This window comes from Sulfitobacter sp. NFXS29, assembly GCF_040148765.1.
Lineage (GTDB): Bacteria > Pseudomonadota > Alphaproteobacteria > Rhodobacterales > Rhodobacteraceae > Sulfitobacter.
Genome location: NZ_JAGDED010000014.1, coordinates 46,268 through 63,096 on the forward strand (window position 1 = coordinate 46,268; position 16,829 = coordinate 63,096).

13 protein-coding genes are annotated in these 16,829 nt (G+C 59.5%); 6 read left to right on the forward strand and 7 right to left on the reverse strand.

Annotated features, from left to right (window positions below):
* Genes J3456_RS17770 through J3456_RS17785 form a run of 4 tightly spaced genes read right to left on the reverse strand, consistent with a single transcriptional unit; the run spans nucleotide 1 to nucleotide 4,361 of the window.
* A complete protein-coding gene (locus J3456_RS17770; protein WP_349581556.1) occupies nucleotides 1–816 on the reverse strand; it encodes a PPC domain-containing DNA-binding protein in 816 nt (271 codons plus the stop codon).
* A complete protein-coding gene (locus J3456_RS17775; RefSeq protein ID WP_349581557.1) occupies nucleotides 809–2,374 on the reverse strand; it encodes an acyl-CoA synthetase in 1,566 nt (521 codons plus the stop codon). Before J3456_RS17775 ends, J3456_RS17770 begins: the two co-directional genes overlap by 8 nt.
* The gene (locus J3456_RS17780) at nucleotides 2,374–3,543 is read right to left on the reverse strand and encodes an acetyl-CoA acetyltransferase (protein WP_349581558.1); all 1,170 of its coding nucleotides are present in this window, start codon (nucleotides 3,541–3,543) and stop codon (nucleotides 2,374–2,376) included. Before J3456_RS17780 ends, J3456_RS17775 begins: the two co-directional genes overlap by 1 nt.
* Entirely contained in the window at nucleotides 3,540–4,361 is an 822-nt protein-coding gene (locus J3456_RS17785; RefSeq protein ID WP_349581559.1) for an IclR family transcriptional regulator, read from the reverse strand. Before J3456_RS17785 ends, J3456_RS17780 begins: the two co-directional genes overlap by 4 nt.
* Nucleotides 4,362–4,496: 135 nt before the next feature.
* Here J3456_RS17785 and J3456_RS17790 point away from each other — a divergent pair, with 135 nt between their 5' ends.
* Genes J3456_RS17790 through J3456_RS17805 form a run of 4 tightly spaced genes read left to right on the forward strand, consistent with a single transcriptional unit; the run spans nucleotide 4,497 to nucleotide 8,106 of the window.
* The gene (locus J3456_RS17790) at nucleotides 4,497–5,501 is read left to right on the forward strand and encodes a DctP family TRAP transporter solute-binding subunit (protein ID WP_349581560.1); all 1,005 of its coding nucleotides are present in this window, start codon (nucleotides 4,497–4,499) and stop codon (nucleotides 5,499–5,501) included.
* Nucleotides 5,502–5,556: 55 nt separating this feature from the next.
* The gene (locus J3456_RS17795; protein WP_349581562.1) at nucleotides 5,557–6,036 is read left to right on the forward strand and encodes a TRAP transporter small permease; all 480 of its coding nucleotides are present in this window, start codon (nucleotides 5,557–5,559) and stop codon (nucleotides 6,034–6,036) included.
* Nucleotides 6,037–6,040: 4 nt separating this feature from the next.
* Nucleotides 6,041–7,357 (forward strand): TRAP transporter large permease, encoded by a 1,317-nt coding sequence (locus tag J3456_RS17800; RefSeq protein ID WP_349581563.1) that lies wholly within the window; start codon nucleotides 6,041–6,043, stop codon nucleotides 7,355–7,357.
* Complete coding sequence (locus tag J3456_RS17805; protein WP_349581564.1) at nucleotides 7,354–8,106, forward strand: SDR family NAD(P)-dependent oxidoreductase; 753 nt, start codon at nucleotides 7,354–7,356, stop codon at nucleotides 8,104–8,106. The genes J3456_RS17800 and J3456_RS17805 overlap by 4 nt, the downstream gene beginning before the upstream one ends.
* 77 nt (nucleotides 8,107–8,183) lie before the next feature.
* Here J3456_RS17805 and ggt read toward each other — a convergent pair whose 3' ends face one another.
* A complete protein-coding gene (ggt, locus tag J3456_RS17810; RefSeq protein WP_349581565.1) occupies nucleotides 8,184–9,908 on the reverse strand; it encodes a gamma-glutamyltransferase in 1,725 nt (574 codons plus the stop codon).
* A gap of 352 nt (nucleotides 9,909–10,260) precedes the next feature.
* Here ggt and J3456_RS17815 point away from each other — a divergent pair, with 352 nt between their 5' ends.
* Nucleotides 10,261–11,235: a calcium/sodium antiporter gene (locus J3456_RS17815; protein ID WP_349581566.1), complete on the forward strand. Its 975-nt coding sequence runs from the start codon at nucleotides 10,261–10,263 to the stop codon at nucleotides 11,233–11,235.
* A 519-nt stretch (nucleotides 11,236–11,754) separates the two neighbouring features.
* On the opposite strand, the gene J3456_RS17820 is transcribed toward J3456_RS17815, so the two are convergent.
* Nucleotides 11,755–13,203, reverse strand: a complete 1,449-nt coding sequence (locus tag J3456_RS17820) for a mannose-1-phosphate guanylyltransferase/mannose-6-phosphate isomerase (protein WP_349581567.1) — start codon at nucleotides 13,201–13,203, stop codon at nucleotides 11,755–11,757.
* 443 nt (nucleotides 13,204–13,646) lie between these two features.
* Between J3456_RS17820 and J3456_RS17825 the strand changes: the two genes are divergently transcribed.
* Nucleotides 13,647–14,795: a DUF4214 domain-containing protein gene (locus tag J3456_RS17825; protein WP_349581568.1), complete on the forward strand. Its 1,149-nt coding sequence runs from the start codon at nucleotides 13,647–13,649 to the stop codon at nucleotides 14,793–14,795.
* A 51-nt stretch (nucleotides 14,796–14,846) separates the two neighbouring features.
* Here the strand turns inward: J3456_RS17825 and asnB are convergent, their stop codons facing one another.
* The gene (gene asnB, locus J3456_RS17830) at nucleotides 14,847–16,814 is read right to left on the reverse strand and encodes an asparagine synthase (glutamine-hydrolyzing) (protein WP_349581569.1); all 1,968 of its coding nucleotides are present in this window, start codon (nucleotides 16,812–16,814) and stop codon (nucleotides 14,847–14,849) included.
* Between the last annotated feature and the right edge of the window lie 15 nt (nucleotides 16,815–16,829).

Consider the following 16,829-nt stretch of genomic DNA (forward strand, 5'->3'; position numbering starts at 1 on the left):
TCATTCCACCTGCGATAGCAAAAGCACCTCGAACGTCACGCAGACCCGGTTAGCCCGCGCCGCCAGTGCGCCCCTCACCGGCGGCCCCTCAAGACCCACGGAAATTGCGCTACGTCCATTCTCCCCCAGCAAAAGCACCTCGGTCGCAATATCCTTCAGCGCCGGCTGCCCCTCCAATTGCGTGCCGACGAAACTCCCCAGACCTTTCACCGCGCTCACAGGCAGGCCAGAAACCGCTGCGCATTTCGCTATGCCCTCTTCGATTACTTCGTTGGGCCGGATCGTACCAAGAGTGGCATTCGGTCTGTCCACCGGACCCGTAGAGGCTGGCCGAAACAAGGTAAACTCCGTCTCAGCATCCGGCGCGGTTTCGAGCATCGCTCCCTCGAGCAACCAAACATCGACAGTATGATCCGCCGATAGGATCGTTTTCTCCGCCAAAAGGTGCCCTGCGTGACAAGCTCCGTCCTCTGCGCGCCACATCCCGTGAATATGCGCGAATGCCGCTCCATCCCGCTGCCCCAGATGCGCACCGGCCTGTTCGATCACAGCATCCCGCAACACCGTCTCTTCGCTGTACCATGCCACATGGCGATCATCCGGCGATGGCGCAGGACGCACGAAGGTGAGCTTTGCGACAGGCAGATCGGTCAGATCAAACCAAGCACCTGCGCCATCAGCCGCCTCCGTCATCGCCTGTAAAAGCGTCGCCCCCTCGGCCAAGGTCACCCGGCGGTACGTCGCTCGACAAGACAGCGCGCTGACACGCGCCGCCGCAGCCGGCCCGGGGTGTTGCGCCAAACGTGCCTTAGACACCCGCGAGTTCTCCACGTTCGGCCAGTTCGGCCCGGATCAACTTCTTGGTGATCTTTCCATAGCCCGATTTCGGCATCTCCTCCCAAAAGACGACGGTTTTCGGCATCTTATAGCGCGGCACCTTGTCTCCCAGCCACTTGAGCAACGCATCAGCCTCAGGCGCCGCGCCTTTGGCGACGCAGACGGCGATCCCGACCTCCCCCCATGTCGGGTCCGGCATCCCCAGCACAGCGCATTCGCTGATCGCCGGGTGTTGCAGGATCTTCTCCTCGATCTCGCGCGGGTAGATATTGGAGCCGCCCGAAATATACATGTCGGACGCCCGATCGGTCAGGTAAAGAAACCCTTCGGCATCCATATGCCCAAGGTCGCCCGTCAGGAACCAGCCGTCGCGGAAGGCTTTGGCATTGGCCTCGGGGTTGTTATGATAGCCGGCAAAGACAGCCGGACCGATCACGGCGACCTCTCCGGTCTCGCCGGGCGCGACCTCTTTACCCTCGACGTCCTGAACTTGAACCTGCATCCCCGTCCGGGCAAAGCCGCAGGTGCCGATCCGCATCACGGCATCATCTTCGGAGTGCTGCGCCGGGGGCAACACGGTGATATTGCCCGTCACCTCGCCCAAGCCAAAATACTGGACCAGAACAGGACCCAAAACCTCAATCGCGCGGATCTGGTCAGCGCGGTACATCGGCGCCCCGGCATAGATCATGTAGCGCAGGCTGGAATGGTCATGTTCATGAACCGAAGGATGTTCGACCAGCATTTTCACGATCGTCGGCACGGTAAAGGCATTCGTCACGCGCCATTTGGCAACCAAGCCCCAAACCTCGGCGGGGTCGAACTTTGCCCCGCCGGGTAGAATGGTTTTCACCCCATGTGCCACCTGCGTCAGCTGATGGATGCCCGCGCCATGAGACAGGGGTGCGACGACGATGGACGCATCATCAGGCCCGGTGCCCGGCATCAGGTCACAAAGATGGTTGGTGATGACAAAGGCCAACTGGCCATGCGTCAACACAGCCGCCTTTGGCTTGCCGGTCGTGCCGGAGGTAAAGAAGAACCACGCGGGATCGTCACGATCCACTTCAGCTACGGAAACCGGCACGTCCGCGAACTCCGCCACGAGCGTGTCGTAATCATCCTCTCCGGCCCCGCCGATCGCGACGGTGAAGGCAACATCCTTGCAAGCCGCAATATGGGCGTCGAACTCAGCCCCTGCCAGCAACCCTTTGGCCCCCGAAGACATGGCAAGCCATGCGACCTCTTCAGGCGTTTGGCGGAAATTGGCGGGCACCCAAACGCAGCCAAGCTTCCAGCAGGCAAAGGCCGCCTCGAACATCTGGTTGCAGTTCGCGGATTGCACGAGCAAACGGTCACCCTTGCGCATGCCATAGCGGTCGCGCAGAGCGGCGGCGAAGGCGGTGGCACGGGCTTCCAACGCGGACCAGGCCCAAGTTTCTTCGCCCCAGACCAGACCGATGTCTTTAGGGTGACGCCGCGCAGAGTCTGTCAAAAACTGCGAAAGGTTCATGACGCGGGTAGAGACAGGCTGCATCACGCCACCCGCTCAAGGATCGAGGCATAGGAAGCCACCGCCGCCCCACCCATGTTAAAGACCCCGGCAAGTTCGGCGTCAGGGATCTGCATGCCGCCCGCCTCCCCCATCAATTGCATCGCCGCCATGACATGCATCGACACGCCCGTGGCCCCGATCGGATGGCCTTTTGACTTCAATCCGCCCGAGGGGTTCACCGGCAGCCGTCCGTCCTTGGCGGTCCAACCTTCGCGAATGGCGCGGCTGCCTTGACCCGGCTCGGTCAAACCCATCGCCTCGTACTCCAACAGCTCCGCCACGGTGAAACAGTCGTGGGTCTCCACAAGGCTTAGATCATCGAGCGTCAGACCGCTCGCCGCGAATGCTTGCTGCCACGCCCGCCGCGCGCCATCAAAGCGGGTGATGTCACGCCGCGACAGCGCCAGTGGTTCGTTGGTATGGCTGCGGGCGCGGAAACGGATGGCGCGCTGTAGCTGGGCCGCCACCTCAGGCGCGGCCACAACCATCGCTGCCGCGCCGTCAGAGACCAGCGAACAATCTGTGCGCCGCAGAGGGCCAGCCACAAGGGGATTTTTCTCGGACACAGTATTGCAAAAGGCGACATCGAAATCCCGCTGCATATGAGCGAACGGGTTTTGCATTCCGTTGTGATGGTTCTTTGCGGCGATCATTGCCAGTGCTTCGGATTGGTCACCATAGTGCTGGAAATAGCTGCCCGCGATCTGCCCAAAGAGCCCGGCAAAACCGCCGCGCACCTCTGACTCTTCGCGACGGTAAGAGGCACCGAGCAAGATATCGCCCACCTCCACGCCCGGTGTGGCGGTCATCTTCTCGGCCCCCACCACCAAGGCAATCTTGCCCCGGCCGCTGGCGATAAAATCCATCGCCCCGTGCAATGCGGCAGAACCGGTCGCGCAGGCATTCTCGTATCGGGTGGCGGGCACGCGGGCCAAGGCTTCATTCCCCATGCCGACCAGCGCCCCCTGAAAATCCTGATCCGAGAAGCCGTTGTTGAAGACGCCGACAAAGATGCCATCCACGTCATCAGCCTCTACGCCCGCATGGGCCAAGGCCGGACCTGTGACCTCAGCCATCAGCGCTTCGGTATCGGGTGCTTCGCTTTTGCCAAAGGCGCTATGGGCCCAGCCCACGATATAAGGGTCCGTCATCGTTCATCCTCCTCCAGTACCGGCTGCGGCATCCTGCGCGCTAACCGGTTTTCAATTTCCCGCGCTTCGCGCTTTAACAATTCCGCCAACTCACCATCGCGCGGCGGCAGCATTCGGCTTTCGATCGCGGCGATCGACATGGCGCCCGCGACAGAGCCGTCGGGGCGGCAAAGGGCCACGCCGATGCCCCAACTGCCGGGCACGATCCGCCCCGGGTTCAATGCAAACCCTCGCGCGCGCGTCCGCGCTACATCGCTGCGCAAAAGTGCGGCGTCATACGCCGGGTAGTCGGTGGCCATTCGCTCTGCGTTGTCTTTGAGCACCATTTCGACCTCCGCATCCGGCAGGGCGCTCAGCATCGCGAGCGACCCTGCCCCGATCCCCAAAGGATGCTGCGCGCCAGTCTCAAGCGCGTGCGTCCGGATCGGAAAAGCCCCATCTTCGCGATGCAGGCAAACCGCAGCTGCGCCGCGCCGCATGTTGACGAAGGCCGTGTCCCCGCTCACCTGCGCAAGCCGCACAGCCGCATCCGCCGCAATCTCCAACAACCCATGGCGCGGGGTCGCCAAAGTGCCGAGGACATAGCTTTCTTCTCCCAGAAAATAGAGCCGCGAGGCGCCATCCTGTTCCACCAGTCCGCGCCGGATCAGCGCAAGCATCAACCGTCGTACCGTCGGTTTGCCCAGACCCGAGGCCTCGATCAATTCCGACAGCGCCACCCCCCGCCCCGCTGCGCGCCCGGTGATCTGCAGAAGTGCTAATGCACGGTCCACCGCTTGGCTGCCGCTGGCGGGGGTCGCCTGATCTCCGCCGTTCATAATATGGACCTCTTACATCGGGATTCCGGGGTATGGAAACAAAGAACTGCGCATTCTTTCCTTGATTGCAAGAAATATCTTGCCCGAACCGGCGAACTCTGTTCCACATTATGGCTCAATGAGGGAGGAACTATTATGAAAATGATTTCAAAGGCGGGTTTGGCCGCAATTTTTGCAACCGCTGTCTTCTCCGGCGCGGTCAGCGCCGAGACCCTGCGTCTGTCGCATAACACCGGCGACACCACCACATGGCACAAGGGGGCCGAGAAATTCGGCGAGCTTCTGTCCGAGAAAACCGATGGCGCCTATGACGTGCGCGTCTTTCCCAATGCGCAGCTCTCCGGCGGCGACCAGATGAAACAGGCCGAGATGGTGGGCCGCGGAGCGCTCGACCTCGTCGTCACCTCGGCGATCAACGTGACCCCCTTGGTCCCTGAGATGGCCGTGTTCTCGCTGCCCTATCTCTATGCCAACTACGCGCAGGTAGACGCGACCACACAAGGCGAACCCGCAAAACTACTCGAAGACATCCTGCGCGAAAAAGGCATCGAGGTGCTGGCTTGGGGTGAGAACGGCTTTCGCGAAGTCACCAACAACGTCCGCCCGATCAAGACCCCCGAAGACATGAAGGGTCTCAACATGCGCGTCGCCGGGCCGATGTACATCGACGTGATGAACGCGCTCGGCGCCAACCCGCAGCAGATGCAGTGGGGCGAGACGATGACCGCACTACAGCAGGGCGTGGTCGATGGTCAGGAAAACCCAATCGGGGCCGTGATCATTCCCCAGCAGGTCTTCGAGGTACAAAAACACCTGACCGCTTGGCACTACTCCTATGACCCGATCTTCCTTGGCGTCTCAACCGAAGTCTGGGAGAATCTGGACGAGGCGACCCAAGAGCAGATGCGCGCAGCCGCGACCGAAGCCATGCAATACCAGCGTGAAATCACCCGCGAAGGCACCGCCGAAGGCGTCGCATTCCTGCGCGACAAAGGGATGGAAGTTTACGAGCCCTCCGAAGAGGAACTGGCCGCCTTCCGCGAAGCGACCAAACCCGCCTTCGACACTTGGGCCGCCAAGGTCGGCACCGACATCGTCGGTAGCTTCCAAGACGCCATCGCCGCGACACCCGCGAACTAAAGCCTAGGCGCGGCCCTGCAACGGGGCCGCGCCGATCCGGGGGAGGGTCAGAGCCATGCGATTTCTGCTGAACGAGTTTGAAAAGATCGTTTGCGCCGTGCTGTTTCTTGGCATGACGCTAATCGGCTTCATCAATGTCGTGGTCCGCTATGCCACGCATTATTCCTTCGCAGCTTCGGAAGAGCTGCTGACCAACGGCTTTTTGCTCCTGACCGTTTTTGGCGCTGCGATCGCTGCGCGGCGGGGGCAGCATTTGGCGGTCACGATTGTTCAGGATTTCCTGCCGCGCCCCGCGGCCCAGGCCGTGTTCCTGCTGTCAATAATCCTCTCGGTCCTGCTCCTGGTGGCTTCCGCTTGGTTCTCTTGGGCCACATTGATGAACCAGATCGGCAGCGGCATCCGCAGCTATGCGCTCGGCGTGCCTGCCTGGTGGTATCAGGTCGGCCTGCCTTTCGGCTTTGCCCTGATCATCATCCGGTACCTGCAACATGCCGCAGAAATGTGGCGCGCGACGCGCCAAGAACCGCGGGCATAATTCAGTGTTTGATATCTCCAGCATGGGTGCTGGCACCCAGATGATCGTCGCCTTCTTTCTGCTGATGGCCTTGCGCGTACCTGTAGCCTTCGCGCTAGGCCTCTCGGCCATGTATGCCATGTGGCAAATCGGCTTTGGCTTTGACCTCGCAGGCGATTTGATCGCCACCGGCATCGCAAAATACGCCCTGCTTGCCATCCCGTTTTTCATCCTTGCGGGGACTTTGATGGGCGCTTTAGGCATCGCCGAGCGGATGATCCGCTTTTTCCGCATCCTCATCGGCAACCTGCCCGGCGGCATGGGTGTCGTCGGCACCGTGGTCTGCCTCTTTTGGGGGGCGGTTTCGGGCTCGGGCCCTGCCTCAGTGGCTGCCATTGGCCCTATGATCATCAAAGGTATGGAAGAAGATGGCTACCCCCGTGCCGCGGCCGCCGCTCTGGTCTGTACGGGGGCTGCATTCTCCATCGTTATCCCGCCATCCATCGGGTTGGTGATCTATGGCGTCATCGCCGAGACCTCAATTTCCGCGCTCTTTATCGCAGCTATTATACCCGGCCTCTTCATGGGGGTGCTGATGCTAATCATCTTGCCCTTCATCAAGTCGGCCAATCGAGAAGGGTTGGATAGGCTTTCCCCCGCGCCTCCCAGCAACGGTTACTGGCGCGATCTGGGGCAGAGCTTTCGCGAGTCCTTCTGGGGCTTGATGACGCCCGTGGTCATCCTCGGCGGTATCTACTCCGGCATCTTTACCCCGACCGAAGCCGCCCTCGTCGCCACGGTCTATGCCATCGCAGTGGGCGCTTTTGCCTATCGCACGCTCACCATCCGCGCCCTTTACGACGCCCTGACCGAGGCTGCCTCCTCCTCCGCCGTTGTCATGCTGGTGGTCGCCTATGCCAGTCTGTTCGGATGGGTCGTGACGGTTGAAGATCTCGTCGGCCAATACTCCAGCCAATTGCTCGGCCTGTCGGACAATGGCGGGGTGATCTTGATGGTCATCATGCTGATCCTCCTGATCGCAGGCATGTTCATGGACCCGGTCACAGTGATGTTCATCTCCCTGCCGATCTTCCTGCCCGTGGTGCGCGAACTTGGTTGGGATCCGGTTTGGTTCGGCGTGCTGGTGATGGTGAACCTCGCCATTGGTCTCATCACACCGCCCGTCGGAATCAATCTTTACGTCGCTGCAAACATCACGCGACAGCCCTTAGAGCGCATTGCGCGTGCCGCCTTGCCGTTTCTGGCTATCAGCGTCATCGGCCTTGCCATCGTGGCGGCCGTCCCTGCCCTGTCCCTATTCTTGCCTGAGGTCCTGAAATGAACGATACCGTTGCTCTCGTTACAGGCGCTGCACGCGGTATTGGCCTCGCGACCGCAGCCCTCTTCCACGCAGAGGGCAGACGTGTCGTCATGCTCGACCGCGATGCGGAAGAACTGGCAGAGGCCGCAGCCACCCTGCCCGGAGCTCTGCCCATTACCTGTGACGTGTCGATCCCTCAGGAAGTCGCGCAGTCCATAGCAGAGGTCGCACAAACATGCGGACGCCTCGACGTTCTGGTAAATAACGCAGGCGTCGCTGACTTCGGACCCTTGGCCGAAACCGACTTCGCCCGCTGGCGGCGGGTTATGGCAACAAACCTCGATGGTGTGTTTCTGATGTCGCAAGCCTGTCTGCCCCTTTTATCGGTACGCGGCGGCGCCATCGTCAACATCGGGTCGATCTCAGGCTTGCGTGCCTCCACGCTGCGCATTGCCTATGGCACCTCCAAAGCCGCCATCATCCACCTCACCAAACAGCAAGCCGCGGAGCTGGGAGAAGTCGGCATCCGTGCAAACTGCGTCTGCCCCGGTCCTGTGAACACAAAACTCGCGCTGGCCGTTCATTCGCCAGAAATACGCGCGGCCTATCACGACGCGATCCCCCTCAACCGCTATGGGTCAGAGCGCGAAATCGCGGAAGTCATTTGCTTTCTGGCCGGTGAGCGGGCCAGCTATGTTACAGGCCAAGTTGTGGCCTCCGATGGCGGGTTTGACGCCACCGGTGTCGGCCTGCCAGCGTTGAGAAGCTGATCGTTACTGCGGTGCGCGGCCTTTAGCAGAATGAGACAGCTAACCCCGGCGCCTACGCCGGAGGTAGCTCTTTAAAGTCAATGGCCCAAGGTAGCTGCATCGACGCGACGCGGATCAGAGGCGCCAAACAGATAGCCGCTTTCTTTGTCCACGAGGATCGATTGGGTCGAGCCCATCACCGATTTTTCACTGACCTTATGACCGCGTTGCTCAAGCAGGCCCACCGTGTCGAGGTTGATCCCCTCTTCAATCCGGATTTCATCGGGCAACCACTGATGATGAATGCGCGGCGCGAAGGAGGCTTCGGCGATGTTCATCCCATGGTCGATGACATTCATGATGACCTGCAACGTGGTGGTGATGATGCGCGAGCCGCCGGGTGAGCCCGTAACCATGAAGACCTCACCGTCCTTCATCACAATCGTCGGCGACATCGAAGAAAGCGGCCGTTTCCCACCTTCCACTGCATTGGCATCGCCGCCAATCAACCCATAGGCATTGGGCACACCAGGTTTGGCCGCGAAGTCATCCATCTCATTGTTCATCAGAATACCGGTGCCGTCAGCAACCATCCCGGACCCATAGGAGAAGTTGATCGTATAGGTGTTGGACACCGCGTTGCCATCCTTGTCCACGATCGAAAAATGCGTGGTCTGGTCGGACTCGTAAGGCGCGAGCTCTCCCGGCTTGATGCTGCTCGACGGGGTCGTCGCATTCAAGCTGATGTTCCCGCGAATATCCTCGGCATAGGCTTTGGAGGTGATCTCACTTAAGGGCACATCTACGAAATCACTATCGCCCAAGTATTCCGAACGATCTGCATAGGCCCGTTTCATCGCTTCAACCATAAGGTGGATCGTGTCGGCCGTTTTATGACCAAGGAAAGAGATCGGATAGTCTTCGAGAACGTTGAGAATTTGGATGATATGCGCCCCGCCAGAACTGGGCGGTGGCATGGAGACAATCTCGTACCCGCGGTAGGTGCCGCGCACCGGGTCACGCAGAACCGGCTTGTAATTCGCCATGTCCTCCACTGTGATGCGCCCGCCTGCCGCCTGCACCGCTTCGGTGATTTTGGCTGCGGTCTCGCCTTTGTAAAAGCCATCCGGCCCCTCATCAGCGATCTTCTGTAGAGTATCGGCAAGGTCGGTCTGCACAAGAGACTCGCCCGGCTCGTAGAAACCGCCACCTTCTTTATAAAAGATGGTCTCAGAACTCGGCCATTTCTTCAGCCGCCCCTCAAGTCCCTTGAGGCTGTCAGCAAGGCCGGGCGTGACCGCGATGCCATCACGTGCAAGTGCGATGGCCGGCTCAATCACCTCGGCAAGCGTCATACTGCCGTAGTTTTCTAATGCCATCTGCATGCCCGCCACAGTGCCCGGCACGCCAACGGCCAATCCTGTGAACCGCGAAAGCTCGCTGTCGGCGTTGCCTTCGGCGTCGAGATACATGTCCCGTTCGGCGGATGAGGGTGCCATTTCGCGGTAGTCTATCGCCTTGGTCTCTCCAGACACGGCGTCATGCACGATCATGAAACCACCTCCGCCGATATTGCCCGCCCGCGGTAGGGTCACAGCCAGTGCAAATGCCACAGCAACACCTGCATCAACGGCATTACCGCCAGCCTTGAGAATATCGAGCCCAATCTGGGCCGCGACAGCTTCTTGGGCCGAGACCATACCATTCTCGGCATAGACAGGATGAACACGGTCATTCCCGGAAAAAATCGCTGCTTCTTGGGCATGAAGCGCGGGGACAGCCAGCATAGCCAGGCATACCGCGCTGGTGAAAATCTGTTTCATCGAATTCCTCCCAGTTGCGTTTGCGTAGGGTGAGGCTCGCTGTTTCTCTTAAAAAGTGCAACTGGTAGGTAATGCTGACGGATTGCGAGCCCCTCCTCCGCATCCCTTAGGTGCTGTGAATGCGCAGATCGTTGCTCTGACATTGTGTTCTTCGTCGACAGCATTCTGACTGCGATCAGCATGACCGAGGTCATCGCTGTTGGGATCATGTTTCTCGCCGCAGGGCAGGTGACCGGTTTTGTATATGAAAACCCGACAGACATTGTGCTGGCATTAGTCTTCTGCTGAATGCGGATGGATTTGGTCGGCAATTATCAGGAACTGAAAAGATAGATCGGGAGTTTGACGCTTGATGACTGAAACTTGGTTTCCACTCTTAGTCGGGCTTGTCCTACTGGTAGGCGGCGGGGAACTTCTTGTCCGCGGTGCCGTGCAAGCGGCGGAAAAGATCGGCATTACACCCCTTGTTATTGGCTTAACCCTTGTCGGCTTTGGCACTTCAATGCCTGAGCTTGTGACTTCGGTCCAAGCGGGGTTGGGTGGTTTCCCAGGCATCGCCTTCGGAAACATCGTAGGATCTAATATCGCGAATATTCTTTTGATCGCTGGGGTTTCCGCACTGATCTTTCCAATTGTCATCACTCGATCGGCCCTCCGCAGAGATGCTGTCGTGATGCTATTGGTCGCAGTGGCATTCGCGGTGCTGGCGCTACTGCTCCCGATGGGGCGCGTAGTGGGCGCCAGCCTGGTCGCTCTGCTCATCGGCTACATTTGGTTCGTGATTCATCAAGAAAGAGCTGGGCCGGACGGCGGGGCAATCCATGACAAGAGCGCCGCCTTGGCGGGAGCCGATCCCGGAATTGCCGCTACACACCGCCGGAACGGTCTGACGGTGTCGTTACTTATTGCTCTGGCTGGCCTGGCCCTTGTGGTGATCGGCGGTTACTTCTTGGTTAGCGGAGCCGTTGCTATCGCGCGCAACCTCGGCGTTTCAGAGACAGTTATCGGTTTGACGATCGTCGCAGTCGGGACTTCCATGCCGGAGCTTGTCACCTCCGTAATCGCCGCGCTGAAGCGGCAGGGGGACATGGCGTTCGGCAACATTGTGGGCTCGAACATTTACAACATTCTCGGGATAGGCGGGACCACCGCACTTATTGCACCGTCTCACGTGCCCGAACAGATCGTGCGTTTCGATGCGCCTGTGATGGTCGCCGTCTCCATGCTGCTTGTTGTCTTCGCTGCGACCGGTTTTCGAATTGGTCGCCGGGAGGGTGCCATTTTGGTCACGGGATACATTGCCTACGGCTGGCTGCTCTGGCCCTGAACTTCTTTAAAAAGCGAAGTAGGCAGAAACTCGCAGTTTGCTATCGCACCTTTGTATCGATTGGTTTTATGCGCAGCCCCCTTAAAACCCATAACCTCTAAGGCTTTGGCAAAGGCTTCTTCGCTGTGGAACCGCTACCGACCCAGATTGGCCAAACGGTAGAGCGTCGGCCCTTAACAAAATTGCCGCCCCCAGTCGGAGGCGGCAGATGTCGTTTCGTAAATGGAGCTTACTTCTGCTGTGGCTTGTCGCCAGGTTTAGCCGGGCTTTTCTTAGGCTGGGTTTTAGGTGCAGTAGCCATCTATCGTTACTCGCGTTTGCAAAGGTCGACACCATGTCGAACCTGGCACAAATATCGCGCTGAACAGCAATTCCACAAAGGTCGTTTCCTGCCCGCCGCGTCGCATTTGGCGCGCTATGCGAAAATTGGCCGAGGAACTTATTTTTAAGACGATTTCCTGAGGCCGCGAGAACTGTATTTACCCGCCAACAGCGGAGCATGTGCTTCTCTTCTGGCTGTCACCCCTTCGCGCCCTGCCCTCGGGCATAGACATCTTCATATCGGATGATGTCATCTTCGCCGAGGTAGCTGCCGGTTTGCACTTCAATGAGCACCATTGGCACCTTCCCGGGGTTCTCCATCCGGTGTGTGGCCCCCAGAGGGATATAGACAGATTGGTTCTCACTCACGAGCTTCACTTCTTCGCCGATCGTCACCTTGGCCGTGCCTTCAACGACGATCCAATGCTCTGAGCGGTGATGATGGCTCTGCAGACTGAGTGCAGCCCCAGGATGCACCGTGATCCGCTTCACCTGGAACCGTGACCCCGACACAAGAGATTCAAACCAACCCCACGGGCGGAAATCCTTCGGGAGTGTATCCGCTTGAGAGGCTCCTTTGGCTTTAAGAGCCGCAACCGCTTTTTTTACATCCTGCGCGCGGTCTTTATGCGCCACCAGCACCGCGTCGGGCATGGCCACTGCAATGATGTCCTGCAGCCCGATGCCAACCAATTGCTGGCGTGGGTCTTCAGCGCGCAGCATTGTGTCCTGACAATCGATGGCCGTGGCGCAATCCGAGACCACCACGCCCGCCTCATCCGGACCGGTCTCACGCCAGACAGCATCCCAGCCACCCAAATCCGACCAAGCCCCCCCATAGGGGACAACGCTGAGGTTTTCAGCTTTCTCCATCACGGCATAGTCGATGGAGATATCCTCGACCTGGCTCCAAGGTTCGGGCGCCAGCCGGGTGAAGCCAAGATCTTGTTCGGCCTGGTCCACGGAGGCGCGCACCAAAGCCAGCATCTCGGGGTCATGCGCCTCGAAGGCTGCAATGATCGCCTGGACCGAGAAGAGGAAAATTCCCGCATTCCACAAATGCTGCCCGCCTTGGAGCAACGCTTCTGCCGTGGCGCTGTCGGGCTTTTCCACAAAACCTTTAAGGGGCTGCGGCTCAGCGGCAAAATCAGCCGCAGGCGCTTGGCTCATCTCCAGCCAGCCATAGCCAGTCTCGGCCCGATCAGGACGGATGCCGAAGGTCACCAGCTGGCCTTCAAAGGCCGCAGATGTTGCAGCCTGCACCGCCGCGCGAAAACCTGCCGCATCAGGGATCACATGATCTGAGGGGGCCACCAGCATCAAGGCTTCGGGCGCGCGGGCGGCAAGCTCCAGGGCGGCCGCGAGAATCGCCGGTGCGGTGTTGCGCCCATCGGGCTCAATGAGAATGCCAGCAGGCGCGATTTCCATCGCGGCCAGCTGTTCTGTCACCACAAATCGATAATCCGCGCCGGTCAGGATCACCGGGGCCGCAAAACCTGCCCCCGCCAACCGTTTGGCCGACGCCTGAAACAGGCTGTGCTCACCCATCAATTTTGCAAATTGCTTTGGGTAGCTTTTGCGCGACAGCGGCCAAAGCCGGGTGCCCGAACCGCCAGCCAATAGGATCGGGTGAACAATATGGGTCATCAAAACATCCTTTGGACGCGCAAGTTGGAAATAGATGTCAGCCTATTGGCCGAAAAATCAATGATAGGTCTCGCGCAGCTGTACTTCCACCCCGTACATGGAAGTACCCTACGAGCACACAAAACGAACACTTCCGCGCCCCCGTGATGACACATCAAATTTTCAATATTTTGGTAGATGACCCGCATGAGGACGCTGCTTTGCCGTCACACCCTCCTTCAACATTTCTGGCCCCTCCTTCGGCGACATTGCGCCACCACCCGTGGTCAGGTCTCGAAGCCTGCTTCGCTCCCTTGCCTCAACACCTGTACCCGGCTACCTAGCCCCCCAATTCGCGGCAAAGCAGCTCCGGTGGCTTCGCTCGCACACAAGGGCCCTCTCATGGCCCTGTGTCTCCCCCATGAGAACGACCCAATGCGCTGCATACAGAAAGACCCTGCGACATGAGTTATACTTTGGCCGACTACAAATGGGGCGTTGGGGAGAAGGGGCATTCGGGCGGCACCGTCACTTGGAGTTTTGCCACCCTAAGCCTCGGATCTGCCTTCGCGCGTGACATATCAAACCCGCTCTACCAAGCGCTGATCCGCGATGCTTTCCAGGCTTGGGAAGACATCGCCAATATCGATTTTGTCGAAGTTCCCGACAGCGTGCAAAGCGACCTGCGCCTCGGCTGGGACAATATTGACGGGGCCTACGGCGTGATCGGCACGGCGCAGTCCTACTACAGCCGGACAACCTCGACGCTCTACAGCGTAACCGAGGCAGAGATTCGGTTTGATCTGGCAGAAAACTGGTCGACAAGCAAAACAGCCCCCGGCTCAGCCCTGAACCTCTACACCACAGCCCTGCATGAGATCGGCCACACCATGGGCTTGCTGCATACCGATGACCCCGACACCATCATGTATCCGATCCTCAAATCCCAGCCCGATCTGACCCTGCATGATATCGAAGGCGCGCAACTCATGTATGGCGCGAGAATGTGGGGCACCGCGCAAGACGATCTCTTGGTGGCCTCAAAAGCTGCAAGTGTCATCGATGGGCAGGCCGGCCTAGATACCGTCCGCTTTGAGGGCGCTGTAAGCCATTACAGCGTTACGGATGATAACACTCTTAATATTGAAGTTTATGCTTCTGACACGGGCCTCACGCAGGAGCTGAAAAACGTCGAACGGCTACAGTTTGAGGACGGCTATCTTGCCTTCGACACGGATGGGAATGCCGGGACCACCTATAGGCTCTATCAAGCGGCCTTTGATCGCGCCCCTGATCCTGAAGGCCTTGGATTCTGGCTCCGACATTTTGATACGGGCACTGTCACCCATGAGGAAATGGCCGGCCACTTCATTCGCTCCGAAGAGTTCGAGACCAAATATGGCGGCGCGGCAAATGTCGACAACGACGCCTTCCTGACGCTGCTGTATAATAACATTCTCGACCGCGACCCGGATCAACCAGGCTTTGATTTCTGGCAGGACCAGCAAGAGAATGGCCTAAGCCGATCTGTGATGCTGCAACACTTCTCGGATTCACAAGAAAACATCGCCAAAGTGGCCGCAGCCGTCGATGACGGCATCTGGTATATCTGAGCCTTCTTGCGCGCCCCCCACACAGCCGTGATTAGAGCGGCGTTAATGCTTTTAGCTGCTCGTGCCGACTGCCCGAGCCGGTGCGCAATGCCGTCGTTGCCAAGACAAGAGCATCAGGACGTTCCACAACTGCAAGCCCCAATTAAAACGCCCGGAAAGATGTTCTTGCCACATCTGCCCCACCAGTAAAGCATCCAGAAGCCCGCTCTCTCTCACATGGTGCGGCGCGAGCAGGTCTTCCGCCCACTCCCGCAGCGGTCCGCGCAGCCACACCCCTACCGGGACCTCAAACCCCATCTTAGGCCGCTCAATCAACTCTGCTGGAACATAGCGATAGAGAACCTGGCGCAGCGCCCATTTTGAGGTGGCCCCTCGCAGCTTCATCTCCAGCGGCAGGCTACCGGCAAACGCGACCACCCGATGGTCTAAAAGCGGCGCTCGGGTTTCCAAAGACACATGCATCGCCGCGCGGTCTACCTTGGTCAGTATCCCATCAGGGAGATAGGTCAGCTGGTCCAACAGCATCATGCGCTCAGCATCGCTTTCACCTCGGCGCGGCGGTGCCAGGCCTGCCAAGACACTCTGCGGCTCGCGCCCGTAATTGACAGCTTCCTCGGGCCAGCGCCAGCGCGACACCAGCTTGTGGTGCAGCTCTTCAATTGATCCGCTTGTCGCATAATCCGCCATACGGTGCATCCACTGCCCGTTTGGCTCTTTCCCTACAGCCACCTTGCGCAGCGGTGCCAGCATCTTATCCCATACCCCCACAGGCACCGCCCGCGCGGCCTCCGCCGCCACCCCGCGCAGCGGTTTTGGCACGCCTTCCAAACGCTGCATCAACCCAGCCCCTTGCCGGTAGCGGTCATAGCCGCAAAACAACTCATCCCCGCCATCCCCCGACAGAGCGACCTTGATACGGCCTTTGGCAAGCTTGGAGACCAAAAAGGTGGGGATTTGCGAGGCATCTGCGAAAGGCTCATCATAAATGTCAGGCAGCGTTGGCACGACGTCTCGCAGGGTCGCATCCTCGACGTAAAGCTCCGTATGTTCGGTGCCCAGATGTGCCGCCACACGCGCGGCAAACGCGGCCTCATTATAGCGTGGCTCGCGGAACCCCATCGTGAAGGTTTGAATGGGCCGCTCTGACTGCGCCTGCATGAGCCCCACGATGAGAGATGAATCAATTCCGCCAGACAAGAAAGCCCCGAGCGGGACATCGGCCAGCATCTGGCGGCTGACAGCATCGCGCAAAAGCGCATCCAACGCATCAATCGTCTCGCGGGGGTCTTCTTCTCGTTTCGGCTGCTGTGCCGCCTCAACGGCCGACCAGTAAGGCGTCACCGCAACTTCGGGGGAATCAAGAGACACTTGCGCCAAACACCCAGGCGTCAGACGAGAGAGCCCAGCGTAGATCGCGGGCGCGCCGCTGACATGCCCATAGCGCATAAACTGCGCGACCGCGTTTCGGTCAATCTCGGCCCCACAGGAAGGATGGGCTTGCAGCGCGCGCAGCTCTGAGCCGAAGAGGAAGGTTCTGTGAGACCCCTGCCCTTGCCAGCCATAATAAAGCGGCTTCTCTCCCATGCGGTCCCGGCCCAAGACAAGCTTGCGTGTCTCGCGGTCCCAAACGGCAAAGGCAAACATACCAATGGCGCGCGAGACCGTGGCAGCCACCCCCCAGGCATCAAATCCTGCAATCAGGGTCTCCGTGTCAGAATGACCTCGCCAACCCGGCGCACGGCCGCTTTGCTCAAGCGCCACGCGCAGGTCCAGATGGTTGTAGACCTCCCCATTGAACACGAGGACATAACGCCCGGACTTAGACGCCATCGGTTGATGCCCCGCCGGGGACAAATCGACGATCGACAACCTGGCATGCCCCAGCCCAATACCGGCGGCGGCATCTACCCATAGCCCGCTTGAATCGGGCCCGCGGTGGACGAGGCGCTCTATCATGGCCGCCAACCGGCGTTCGCCCTCAGCATTCGCGGGGCCGAGAAAGCCTGCTAATCCACACATACCTGCGTGCGCCTC